The sequence below is a fragment of the Paenibacillus sp. LK1 genome (assembly GCF_002750415.1).
GTDB lineage: Bacteria > Bacillota > Bacilli > Paenibacillales > Paenibacillaceae > Paenibacillus > Paenibacillus taichungensis.
This window is the reverse complement of the sequence record NZ_PEII01000001.1, coordinates 309,397-321,786: the sequence shown is the minus strand read 5'-3', so window position 1 is coordinate 321,786 and position 12,390 is coordinate 309,397. Positions and strand designations below refer to the sequence as shown.

16 protein-coding genes are annotated in these 12,390 nt (G+C 36.9%); all 16 read left to right on the top strand.

The window, feature by feature from the left end:
- Nucleotides 1-151: 151 nt before the first annotated feature.
- The 16 genes from CS562_RS01495 (at nucleotide 152) to CS562_RS01420 (ending at nucleotide 12,326) form a co-directional block, all read left to right on the top strand.
- The gene (locus CS562_RS01495) at nucleotides 152-424 is read left to right on the top strand and encodes a hypothetical protein (RefSeq protein ID WP_143813552.1); all 273 of its coding nucleotides are present in this window, start codon (nucleotides 152-154) and stop codon (nucleotides 422-424) included.
- A 205-nt stretch (nucleotides 425-629) separates the two neighbouring features.
- On the top strand, nucleotides 630-1,412 hold the full coding sequence (locus CS562_RS01490; RefSeq protein ID WP_099853166.1) for a nucleoside phosphorylase: 783 nt from the start codon (nucleotides 630-632) through the stop codon (nucleotides 1,410-1,412).
- Nucleotides 1,413-1,636: 224 nt separating this feature from the next.
- A complete protein-coding gene (locus CS562_RS01485; protein WP_076289597.1) occupies nucleotides 1,637-2,290 on the top strand; it encodes a lysozyme inhibitor LprI family protein in 654 nt (217 codons plus the stop codon).
- A 249-nt stretch (nucleotides 2,291-2,539) separates the two neighbouring features.
- Nucleotides 2,540-2,917 carry a VOC family protein gene (locus CS562_RS01480; protein ID WP_180287001.1) on the top strand — a complete coding sequence of 126 codons (378 nt, stop codon included), beginning with the start codon at nucleotides 2,540-2,542 and terminating at the stop codon, nucleotides 2,915-2,917.
- 269 nt (nucleotides 2,918-3,186) lie between these two features.
- Entirely contained in the window at nucleotides 3,187-3,615 is a 429-nt protein-coding gene (locus CS562_RS01475; RefSeq protein ID WP_076289599.1) for an NUDIX hydrolase, read from the top strand.
- A 212-nt stretch (nucleotides 3,616-3,827) separates the two neighbouring features.
- Complete coding sequence (locus CS562_RS01470; protein ID WP_076289600.1) at nucleotides 3,828-4,421, top strand: hypothetical protein; 594 nt, start codon at nucleotides 3,828-3,830, stop codon at nucleotides 4,419-4,421.
- Between the two features lie 466 nt (nucleotides 4,422-4,887).
- Entirely contained in the window at nucleotides 4,888-5,331 is a 444-nt protein-coding gene (locus CS562_RS01465) for a hypothetical protein (RefSeq protein WP_076289601.1), read from the top strand.
- 215 nt (nucleotides 5,332-5,546) lie between these two features.
- Nucleotides 5,547-6,482 (top strand): acetamidase/formamidase family protein, encoded by a 936-nt coding sequence (locus tag CS562_RS01460; RefSeq protein ID WP_099853161.1) that lies wholly within the window; start codon nucleotides 5,547-5,549, stop codon nucleotides 6,480-6,482.
- Between the two features lie 167 nt (nucleotides 6,483-6,649).
- Nucleotides 6,650-6,988, top strand: coding sequence for a 2'-5' RNA ligase family protein (locus CS562_RS01455; RefSeq protein ID WP_099853157.1), 339 nt, complete (start codon nucleotides 6,650-6,652; stop codon nucleotides 6,986-6,988).
- Between the two features lie 388 nt (nucleotides 6,989-7,376).
- Nucleotides 7,377-7,943 (top strand): histidine phosphatase family protein, encoded by a 567-nt coding sequence (locus CS562_RS01450; protein WP_076289603.1) that lies wholly within the window; start codon nucleotides 7,377-7,379, stop codon nucleotides 7,941-7,943.
- Nucleotides 7,944-8,062: 119 nt separating this feature from the next.
- Complete coding sequence (locus tag CS562_RS01445) at nucleotides 8,063-8,452, top strand: hypothetical protein (RefSeq protein ID WP_099853155.1); 390 nt, start codon at nucleotides 8,063-8,065, stop codon at nucleotides 8,450-8,452.
- Nucleotides 8,453-8,738: 286 nt separating this feature from the next.
- Nucleotides 8,739-9,848, top strand: a complete 1,110-nt coding sequence (locus CS562_RS01440) for a DUF3626 domain-containing protein (protein ID WP_257219294.1) — start codon at nucleotides 8,739-8,741, stop codon at nucleotides 9,846-9,848.
- 332 nt (nucleotides 9,849-10,180) lie between these two features.
- Entirely contained in the window at nucleotides 10,181-10,696 is a 516-nt protein-coding gene (locus CS562_RS01435; protein ID WP_099853149.1) for a phosphotransferase-like protein, read from the top strand.
- 80 nt (nucleotides 10,697-10,776) lie between these two features.
- Entirely contained in the window at nucleotides 10,777-11,031 is a 255-nt protein-coding gene (locus CS562_RS01430) for a hypothetical protein (RefSeq protein WP_306553496.1), read from the top strand.
- Nucleotides 11,032-11,417: 386 nt separating this feature from the next.
- Nucleotides 11,418-11,636 (top strand): S-layer homology domain-containing protein, encoded by a 219-nt coding sequence (locus tag CS562_RS33780; protein ID WP_099853147.1) that lies wholly within the window; start codon nucleotides 11,418-11,420, stop codon nucleotides 11,634-11,636.
- A gap of 207 nt (nucleotides 11,637-11,843) precedes the next feature.
- Nucleotides 11,844-12,326, top strand: a complete 483-nt coding sequence (locus tag CS562_RS01420; RefSeq protein WP_099853144.1) for an ATP-binding cassette domain-containing protein — start codon at nucleotides 11,844-11,846, stop codon at nucleotides 12,324-12,326.
- Nucleotides 12,327-12,390 lie beyond the last annotated feature (64 nt).

The following is a 12,390-nucleotide window of genomic DNA, read 5'->3' as shown; positions in this document are numbered from 1 at the left end:
TTCTAATGACCCTAATCTAACCAGAAATGAAGCAAATTATAATTACGTGTACATCCATGGATTCAATAGACTTTTAAAGAATAATAGAATATCATCAGATCAATTGATTGAAGTGTTTTCTTTTCTTGAGAAAGAAATTGAGATATACCTTATGAAGCACTACACAGGTAAAAATTTTATGTATTACTTGAAGGCGGATGCTCTAGTCCCGGCATTTACAATAACAATTGTATCGCATTATGAAGATAAAGAGGTGCAAGAAAGTGTATCTTTATTTGAATTAATTGATTGGTACAAAGAAAATGCATGTTTTGATGGATTGGAGATAATTGCGAGAAAGATAAGTGATGAAAGTAAAGAAGCAGAGTCTAAAGGAGCTTTTCCGGATTCAGTAAAAACATATACAAAGACAATTAATACCTAGATAGCAATTCAAAGAGGTTCTTAACTCCACTTAACATAATATTCACACATCGGGCATACGCCCTCGGTGCGGCAGAGGGATTTCAGGGAAGCAGAAGCAGCGGACACTTCCGACTCCGTCGGACGTCGTGAATACAGGAACGTTATATGTAATAGCTGCAAAGAAATAATAAAAAAAAATTAAATTACTTTGGAGGTAAGTCGAGATGGAGAGCAAAAAAATCGATAGTAATGAATTCCCGATATTGGAATTTGATGAATCGCGAGTTGCAATAATAGAGGCAACTAATTTTATTAAGCCAAAAGAAGAATTTGAATACTGTGTCATAACATTTTTTCGAGAGGTAATTGAAAAAATGAAAACGGAGGGAAAGTTGAAAGAAGTTGCATCTCTACATTGCGAGACTGTAGATTTGCCAATATATGAAACATATTATCAAGGAAAAAAAGTACATATTACTTTGGGGTATTTAGGAGCTGCAGGTTCAGCAGGATTCTTAGAAGAACTGATAGCCTATGGTTTTCAGAAATTTATAGTTTGTGGTGGTGCAGGTGTATTACAAAAAGACATTGCTGTTGGACATGTAATAGTACCAGTTTCGGCAGTGAGAGATGAAGGAGTATCATACCATTACATTAAGCCATCAAGAGAAGTTGAATGTAATCTAGAGGTATTAAAATTCATAGAGGACGATTTTAATATACATAACATAAGGTATATTAAGGCCAAAACTTGGACGACAGATTCATTTTATAGAGAGACTAAAGAAAAGGTTGAGTTGCGGAAAGCAGAAGGGTGTATAACTGTAGAAATGGAAGCAGCAGCATTTATGGCTGTCTCACAATTTAGAAATGTAAAATTAGGTGTTATCTTGTATGGCGGTGATGATTTAAGTGGTGTCGAATGGGATAGTCGAAGTTGGAATAGCAGAACAGAAATAAGAGAAAACCTTGTTCAAATATCAATGCGGATATGCAGTTCCTTATAACTGAAATAGCTATAATCTATTTACATATAAACACCGTATTCACGCTGCGGGGCTTTGGTCTGAAAGGGGCATTTCGGAGAAATGGATTCAGGAGACAATCCTGCGAGGCTAAGTGGCGGAGCCACCCGGTCTTAGCGGACCTTAAGCCTCTCGGGTTCGTGAATACAACAACGTTATGCGCCATTACCGGTAAATATTAAAGATAATATTTAAGGAGATAATTTATGAAAGGTAAGATACTCTTCTTATTTTTTATCACGATAATGTTTTCATCTTGTCAAAATATTAGTCAATCGACTACTTTGAATAGCGAAACTAAATCAATAATGAATTCTGAACTGCATCCTGACTTAGAGAGTAAAGGTAATGGAACAGAATCGAAAGAAATAACTGAAGGTCGATCAGAGCCTTCTAACAATGAAGTGTTATCCATGAGAATTGGGAACTACGATTTAAAAGGAGAATTTTATGATGAAATGCTTCGAAATCCTATAGATCATGATTATGAAGTAGAATTTAATGAATTTCAAAATTCCAAAGAGATTATTAAAACAATGGCATGGGGAGCGTTGGAAAGCAAATATACAGAAATTTGGGATAAAGAGTTGAACCAAATATATAAAAAGCTTCTTTCTAAGTTGGATAGAGAACCAAGAGAAGCACTAATCGAATCGCAGAAAGAATGGTTACAGTATCACTTAAGGGAAACAACATTTGTAGAGAAGACATTTATTAATAATGGTTACCTTGGATCAAAAGGATCGGTAAGCCTAGGCACGGTTATACGGGAGAGAATTAGGGAAAGAACGATGCAATTATTTGAATATCGATATTTGCTAGATAGTGAAGTTGAGTTTTTATACCAAAGTGAAAAATAGAGTTGGAATCTTGATCAAAGGTTTCTAGGTGATGCTGCTTCGAAGACAGTAACGTCGCTTAACAATGTATTCATGTTGTGGGGCTAGCACCCCTTGCTTGTCAGATGTATAATCATGGAAGAACAATCAGACAACAAACGAGCCAGTCTAAGATAATTGCTATCTAAGGCTGGCTCGTTTCGTGAATACGAGAATGTATATGAAACTGGCTAAACCCTGATAAAACACAAAACCCGGGAGGGAAGTTTTTTGAATAACTTGATTGAGAATGTTGATCATGTTCAAATACCTGTTAAAGATGTTGATCAGGCAGTAGGATGGTATAGTGAAGTGTTAGGACTAGAACCACTGACAGTTTATCCTCATGCAGCATGGCTGAAATTCAATTCAGGCCCGGTACTGATGCTTCACTTCAGTTCGAAAAATGATAAGACATTATGGTTATCCAATGATGGTTTTCCTATGCCATCATTTATGTTTCTAACAAAGGACATTGAATTATTACACACAACGTTACAAACACATGATGTAAAGATAAGACTATATGAAGATCATGGGTTTGGATGGGTAATTAAGTTTACAGACCCATTTGGAAATGAGTTAGGAGCATATCAACCAAAGAAATGACCGCAATATAAAGAGAATCTGTAAGTATATCAAGAAAGAGCCAGCATTATATAACACCGCATTCACGCGGTGGGTCGTATAGGCGCCCTTGGTCCGCCCGAGGATTTTCAACCCTGCACCACCTAACCGCATCGCGGCCTTATGATCTGGGAGGCTAAGATAAGATCTATCTAATCCTTTCAGATTTACTTAAGGTGGTGAGGATTCGTGAATGAAGTAAAGTTATATGAAAGATAATCAGATCTAAATCAGAAGGGAAGCCAAACATAATGATCAGAGTTGATGTAGCTTATTCCTTAATTACTGACCCAACCAATTCCAAAATATTAATGGTAAGGAATGTAGATGATTCTAGTGACCGATGGTCACTTCCAGGTGGCGCTGTTGAAAGAGAAGAATCATTAGACCAAGCAGCAATAAGGGAAGCTAAAGAAGAAACTGGACTAGATATTAAAGTCCATGGAATACTGGCGGTAAATGAATGTAAATTTCCGGAAAAAGAAGAACATGTAATATTTATAACATTTAAAGGTGAGGTAATCGGTGGGAATGAAGAAATAGTTAGACCTAATGAAATTTCTGAAATAGCTTGGATTGATATAGAGAAGGCTGAACAATTAATGCCTTACTATAAAGATGGATTAAGAAGACTAATAGATGGACATGAAATCACATATTTTAACGAAGGCAATAAGTGATTTTGTGAGTTGTTCGAGACGGCATATCCTTCATATAACATAATATTCGCACTGCAGGCCACTCGTCCCTTGATCTGCCAGGAGTGTTTTCGAGGAAGAAGAATCGGTCAGATACATCATTCCGCTAAGATAAGAGATATCTAAGGGGTCATGAATACAGAAACATTAGCTGGAATTCCAGCAATTATTTATTTAGAGGTGTAAATTCAGAGATGTCTTATACAAAACCGGTTATTAGAGAACCATATTATGATTGTCCAAAATGGTTTGACAATGATGTGCATCGTTCAGAGTTACTAACGCTTTCGGGCAAGTGCACATCTTCTGAAGTTGAACTCTTTATAATACATTTATTTGGATATTGCAATATAAATATAGATCAATCAATGGAAGACACTTTCAATGAACTATTTGCGAATGACTCTGTAGCTATTTTGGGTGGTGTTGCTTTTTATGAAAGTGAAGAAAAATTTATTATGCCAAGTTGTTGCTGTGGTCTAGAACAATTTAGGGAGATTTATAATTCTATTCTTAATAGAGAGAGTCCCTGGCTTGGACATGATCCCTCACCGGGAATAACTTATAAGGATAACATGGCCATCGTCTGGTCTGATGATCCTAATTCTAGTGATAGATCGGACGTTTTCCATATTGATTTTGAGTTTGAAGAAATTTTATCTTGTCTTGAGAAATCCAAATATGATTTGAAAGATTTCATTGATAAGCCACTCTTTGAATGGATTTATCGAAGAGATCGAGATACAGCTAAAAAAATGAAAGATAGAATGTATGAGTGGTTTCTTTAGGAAATGTGATTATTAGTATTTCTAAGAAGGCAGGAACATCAGCTAACATTATATTCATGCTGCGGCTCGGCTGTAGCCGAACCTTGATCCGTCTGATGCTTTTGACAGAGAAGCAGAATCAGGCGGATAACCCTGCGAACCTTAAGGCAGCTGAAGCTGCCTTAAGGTTCGCAGGGTTCATGAATACAGAAACGTTATAAGAAAGATACGCAAATCTATAATTTAATATCTAAGAAGGCTAATCCATCTAATAACACCATATTCAAGCTTCGGGCATTTGCCCCTCGGTCCGGGAGAAGTTAGAGGGATATTCGGGGCTAGATTTTCAGTAGCGAGGAAGTGGAATCAGCCGGACACATCCAATCGATTAAGTGCGCTGATGTGTACCCGGCAGCTTCCTGCCTTAAGTCGATAGGACGTCGTGAATACCCGAACGTTATTGAAACACTTCGAAAGCAGGAAAAACATGAAAACAAATAAGGCAATGAAGAATTTATTGGATGAGTTATCTCAATCAAATAAATTCATAAATTCGGATTTATTAAATCCCAATTTTATTGAATGGGATAATTGTATCTTTATTGATACTTCAAGTTTAAGTAATACAGATTCTATTGGGGAAATAATTTATCAAGATAGGACAGATCTGGAAGTATCAATTAATCATTATCATGTAGACGATTTATGGACTGGATTCAAACTAGTCTCTAACTGGGAAGAGAATCTAAAATCAAACTACCCTAAAAGAGAATTTATCTTGATTCTAAGTTCTACAATCGAAGGAGAAGATGTGGTAATTAGATTCTATCAATCTAGGGATAATGAACCTGAATGGATTAATCTAAACGATCTTGAAGGATATAAAGAAGAAGCGATTTTAGTAATTGAGGTTCTGAATGTAGTTCAATGATGAGAAGTGCTTCGTATAACAAAATATTAAAGCGTCGCGACATACGGCTTTGGGTCCGGCAGATGTTTATCGGGGATATGAAAGCAGTTGGACAAATCTTAACCGACTAACTGCATCGCGGCCAGCTCCTGACGGAGACTTAAGTCGGTGATGTCGCGAATACGAAACGTTATACAAAATTGGCATAAAGATAATACCGCATTGGAGGCGATATTATGGTGGTACACAAAATTGAATTATCCCAAGAAATATTAATTGGTTCATTTACTAAAGAAGTAACTCCAATCATTTCAGTGTCATCTGGTGATTCCATATGTTTTGAAACATTAGACGCAGGTTGGGGTACTGGGAGAAGTAATAGTGAGAGAAGGAAACCATTTTCAAGAAAAGAAAAAATTGATGGAGGCCACGCCTTGGTGGGACCTATTTATATTGAAGGTGCTAAGAAAGGCATGACTTTAGAGATTGAGTTTAATGATATTATACCTGGGCAATATGGTTTTACTGCTGCAGGTCAATATCCTAATTGGCAAAACCAGAAGTTACATTTGACCGAATTTAAGGAAATTAGCCTTGATTGGAAACTCGATAATAAATCCATGGTGGGAGTATGTGAAATCAACGGCAACTCCTTCTCGGTTTCATTACGACCTTTCATGGGCGTTATTGGAATGCCTCCAGATGACATAGGAATTCACTCTACTTGGCCACCACGATATTGTGGTGGAAATATTGATTGTAAAGAGCTTGTGAAAGGCAGCAAATTGTATCTTCCTATTTCTGTCGATGGGGGTTACCTTGCTATTGGAGATGGTCATGCTTTGCAAGGGGATGGAGAAATCAGTTGCCAGGCTATTGAATGTCCGATGGAAGTTGTTGATATAACTGTAAATTTGATTGAAGGCATAGATTTGTTAACCCCCCGAGCTAATACTCCCGCAGGGTGGATTACTTTTGGGTTTCATGAAGATCTTAATGAAGCAACCGTTCAAGCTTTAGATGGAATGCTTACCTTGATGGGTGAGTTGTATGGTTTAAATCGTGTTGAAGCTATTGCTTTAGGGAGTTCTGTTGTTGATCTACGTATAACGCAAATTGTAAATGGGGTTAAAGGGGTACATGCCTGTCTCCCACATGGAATTTTGAAGTGATTCGAATGTAGCTCAGTACCTGAAATAAAGAAAACACATATGAATATCTTTCATGATTTTAATGTTTAGTGGTCTCAACTCATCATTAAGGAGAACCAAGCAAAAATGTAAGATTAGTCATACGATTTTCCAATGAATAAGAATACAAAAGAAAGGATGTGGTTCGTTTGTTTGCTGTAGAATTATTCTTCAACAAAGAATTCGATGAGTACGTCAGAAAAGTATGGATGCACTTTGACAAAAAGGGAATCAGTTATTTTATGAATAGATTTGAGAACTTAAGTCCTCATATAACACTTGCCGTATATACGGATATTTCCGATTTGAAAGGATTTAAAGAACAACTGGAAATCTATTTTGATAATGTTTCTCCTCTTCGTTTACGATTTGATATCGTAGCTACCTTTCCAACCTCGGGAACGATATTTTTAGCCCCAACCATGACGGAGGAACTTCAACGTTTACATAAGGATTATTATAATAAGTTAGACAAATATAATAATTAAGCGAGTATATATTATAGCCCAGATCAATGGAATCCACATTGTACCCTGGGAACACAATTAAGTAGAGAAGCGATAGCTAAAGGAATTCATGATGTAGTAAAGGGATTTGAACCTATGGATGGGATCATAGAAAGAATGAGTTTAGTGAAGATTGAATTGTCAGAAGAAGAGAACAGGAATATAACTAAATTTGAACAATTTTTTGTAAGTTAATTCAAAGAGGCAGATACTGCGTATAACATTATATTCACGCTGTGGGCATTCGCCATGGTCCGACAGAAATCGGAGCATACGTTGGTAGTGAACAAAGGGGAATGGCGTGGAGAATATATCAACTTTATGTGAAATCATAGTGCGACATTCATGAAAGCATCTAAAGGAGGCTTGTATGAAGACAATTATCTATATGGTTAGGCATGGAGAATCACCATACAACGAAGGAAATGAAAGAACAAGAGGGCTTACCCCAAAAGGAAAGATCGATATTGAAAAAGTAACGAAGTTACTTATAGGTGAAGGAATAGACATGATTATATCAAGTCCTTATACTCGAGCAATTCTGAGTGTTGAAGGATTGGCCAAGCACTTAAAGTTAGATATTAAAGCATTTGAAGATCTTAGAGAACGACATTTTGCATCTTATAATATTGAAAATGCAGAGTTAATGTCTAGTATCAGAGAGAGTTTTAATGATTTTGATTATACCTTGCCGGGTGGAGAGTCCAATGCTGATTGTCAGAAAAGAGCAATCTCAGTTCTAAAACCCTTACTAAAAGAGAACAGAGGGAAGAAAATAGCAATCGGGACTCATGGTCTTGTGATGACTTTGATGATGAATCATTTTGATTCAGCTTTTGGTTTGGAGTTTTTGAATCAATTAAAGAAACCAGATATTTATAAAATGCAATTCGAGGACTTAGAATTAGAAGAAGTAACAAGAATGTGGAATGATTAGAATTCCTGAGGTATATAAAGAAAACTGTGACATTACATGTCAGAGTTTTCACGCTGCCTTGGTCTTGCTGGAAGCAATTCAGTGAAGTGTAAAACATCTAAGAAGGATGAAAAGAAAAAATGATAAAATCTATTAGTATTGATGCATGGAATGGGGCCACATTTAAGGAAGAAATCGTTGTGAATCCTACATGGACGGACACTTTAAGTTTTTTAAGAAAACTCGATGGAGATAAATTTACATTAGTATTTTTTGAGGTATCAGACACCGATTCAGCATTAGTTGGAGGCGGACCTGAATATTTCATTGTGTCTATTACAATTGATGATACTATATATACTCTTATGAACGATAAACAGGATAACTGTGAAATTCCCCTGGTTGTTGGTGGTCAGTTAGGCAATTATTGTGATAACATTTGTATAGAATTAATTCCCATGCTTGAAGCCATAAAGTATTTTTATGAAACCGGAAAACTACTCGAAATACATAAATGGAAACAAGAGTAAAATTACTCTGAATGTAACTCGAAGAAATGAGTTACATCATCTAATGGGCAGCAGGGTTCGTGGTCCGGAAGAGCAGATTCACCGGACACTTTCAACCTGCTAATTGGCAAAGCCACCTGTTACTAAGTGCCTAAAGCCACTTAAACATTGTGACTTAAAAAAAACTGCGAACGCTTACATAAAGGCTATGAAATTATGCGTTACTGCAGGGAGTGATGATGCTCCTAATAGCCTTGTTTTTAAAAGTAGGTTGAGGTCTCAATTTTAGAAAAGGATGGTGTTTCTTGTGTCGAACAACAGACAACTTACAAGATCTCAGAACGCAGCGATTGAATATATAAGTAATGACGCAAGATCCCAAAAAAGAGAAGCTCAAGCATCACTCAAAGAAATTTTTCATTTTTCGAATATTCCTTGGAACACTTTTTTAGAAGCAGTTCATAAGATTAAATCCCATGCAAGGGTGGCTTTGCATTTTCATCCGGATCGTCCGGTTTTAGATATGAAAAGTGTAGCTCAATCTTTATTAGAGCAGGGGATCTATAAAAGTCAGTTCGAGACTTTCATATCCAATGGGAGCGTATCGGCTTATTCAGGTGGTGCACGGGATCTTTGGGAGGAAAAACTATTTGGCGGAGCTTATCAGATAGAGGGGGTAACCAACTTTGAAAGGCCAAGGTATGGAGCTCTTCATTTGTTGTTACATCCGGATGGACCGTCTCCACGATTCGGCTCTTGTTATTTTCTTTTAAAACCGAATGCTTCACATCGCTGTACGTTCACTTACGGTGGCTCTCAAGATGCTCCAAAGGAAAAGGGGACATATGAGGAATTAGACGATATTATATCTGCGCTTTTTTCGGATGCTTTCTTTCGGTATTATGCTATTGGAGAAAAAGATCTTACTCCTAAAAAATTGATAGATCAGCTATTGTACAATCTGGAACGCCCGTTAGAGGATCCGTCAAAACTGGCCCCACATCGGAATCTTAACCATTTTATCGAAACTCAAATTCATGGAGATATATATCTTGAAGATGATGTGGAAATTTTAGTAGCTGACCCATCGTTCAAAGGAACGGAAATAGGGAATTATTTAGAGCAAATCTGCATCAAATATTCCATTGAACTATTTTGGCATATGGGTTTTGCGATGCGTGCAGAGGAAGTGCCCTCTGATTTTAGGGGTCCAACCATGCCATCATTAGCGAAGCGAATTGCAAGCAACGGTAATATTGACGCAAGTGTGATTGGGAATGCTGTCAACAATTTGAAGCACAATCCTGATCTCTGGTCTGACAGAGGTAATTACGAAGAAGTGCTTCAGGAATTAAAATACATGTGGCATATACTTGTTAGATATGGTAAATCGATTGATAAGCTGTATAAAGGATGATTCTACTGAAGAAATCATTATTAATAAAACTAACAAGTGCTGTATTATCAACGATTATTATGTCTTTTATGTGCGCAACGATATTCTTTCCTGATGAGTTCGGAAGTACATTTTTATTGGGGATAATAATGTTCATGCTGTTATATGGTATTGGAGGCATTCCATTTTCATAGCATCAGCGATAATAAAAACCTCAAGAGTTTCTTATAAATTCAACTTAATTGAACAGTTTATAAAAAAAATGAAAATTAAAAGAGTACAGTTTTAGATATTTAGCAATTCGAAGAAGGCGTAGTCACTCAAACATAACCGATGCAAAGGAAGATGAGAAAATGGATAAAGGGAAAATTATTTTTCTGAATGGCGTAACCAGTTCAGGTAAAACTTCACTCGTAGAAGCGATGCAAAATTACGATGAACCCTTTTTTTATGTTGTGGCCAATGATCTTTTTGAAAATACGATTGGTGATAAACATTTGCAAACAGACTACTGGAAGTATTTAAGTGAAGCGATCATTCTAATGTATCACACAGCAAAATTATTTTCGGATCATGGAAAGAATGTTTTAATCGATGGGATACTTTTTGAAAGACCGGAATTGAAGCCGCATTATGATAAAGTCCTAGATATATTCGATGGATATCCTTTGGATATCGTTGAGGTTTACTGCCCGTTAGATCTTTGTCGTAAGCGAAATATAGAACGTGGTGACAGAAGAGAAGATCAATCCGATGAGCAAAATAAAATAATGTCGCAACACATTCGCTATAGCTTTTCAGTCGATACGAGTTTGAATACGCCGGAAGAATGTGCAGAAATGATTATCACATCAGTATTCAAAAAATAATTTAATGTTAGAAAATATCAGTTCAAGGAAGCAGAATCAGGAAAATACACTTCAAACTTTCATTAAGAGGAGAAAGAAGTATGGGTTCAAGAATAATGCATCTGATTGTGGCAAATAGAATTGCAGATTCCTTATCTATTGTAGATAAGACGCCGTTTTTACTTGGGAATATTGCACCGGATGCTGTCACAACAAAAGATTCATCACATTTTTTTGCTGGTGAAATTCAGGATTATTCAAGGAACGTAGACTATAAAGGATTTTTACATAAGTACCGATCACAGGCAGGTCGGTATGAGGTTACAAGGTGGTACTTTTATATCCTAAAGATATAATGGGCGGTAACAGCGTCTATACAGTGAAACTCGATTATACGCTGTCTAAGGAATCAGAGCTTCACAGTAAGACTTGGTCTTCGCTACAGGCAAAGGGCGCACAATTCAGGACTTATCCGCCCAATACGATGAATTAATGATGAATCCCGGAAGCAAGTTGCCGCTTCAGATCGTGGCCTCTTACGATGACGGTACATTTGGAACCCCGAAAACGGCTATCTCTTACTCCAGTAGTTCGCCCGCCGGGCTGAAAGTCTCAATGTACGACAGGCTTGAAGGGGTTAAGCCTAGCAGTTACAAGTTGACACTCAGCTCCGATACGGTGCGACGGATAGTACTAGTGCGGGTATTCGAGCGCCTCAAGAGCAAGAACTATCTAGCAACCGATCCGACCAAGGTTTAAAGATATCACAGGACATTCCGATCAAGCAGCAATCGAGTGGGCGCTCCGTTCGGATGTCGTCGAATCGGACGCAACCGGCAAATTTTGCCCGGAAGAAACCGTGAGCGAAGCGCAGTTCCTTATCATGCTGCTGCGCACCTACAAAGTCGATACGAATCGTACGCTAACAAGAAGAAGCACTTGGCTGAAGGTGAAAATATAACTTATGAGACTCAGTCATTAATAGACGATGATTTTAAGTATGGTGTATAAAAATAATGTAGCGCCATCACTTTGTTCACGATTACGAAAATTAACAATACATGTATTTGTTAATCTCTAGTCAATATTTATAATATAAATAGGGCTATCACTAAGATTCCCTATTATAGTCATTCTTTTATAGAGGAAAGTTAAGGAGTTATAGAGCATGCATCCAACTTTAATTTATCTATACATACATGATATTGATCGATGCTTGAAGCAGGAAGAATTTACATTCACCAATGATTTCGTTATTAATTATGAGTACGGTAACAGAAGTTTGAAAATTAAAAAGAATGAAAATAATCCGTACATTGGTATGTGGGGAGGTAATATCAGTAATATCAATCTTATTGTTGGTAAAAATGGATCTGGTAAGTCAACTGTCTTAGATCTACTTGGGTCAAACAGACATAAATATGATTATGATAGCAAATGGTTTGCGATATTCCATAATGTAGGGAACCGTTTTACGATAGAAGGTCAGTTTCCTGGATTAATCAAAGAAGTGGAGAGTGCAAGACTGGCTTCGAATACACATGAAGTATATAATGTTCAATTGTATATTAATTTTGAAAGTTTAAGATTAAGTGTCACCACTAGAAGTAATAGTCCAGCTGAGAATCAAGACATCCAGTTCCTCTACTAATCTAAAGACTCAGCTCATGATTGGTACACACATCAAAGTAGAAGGGATTCAAGAGCAACTAACG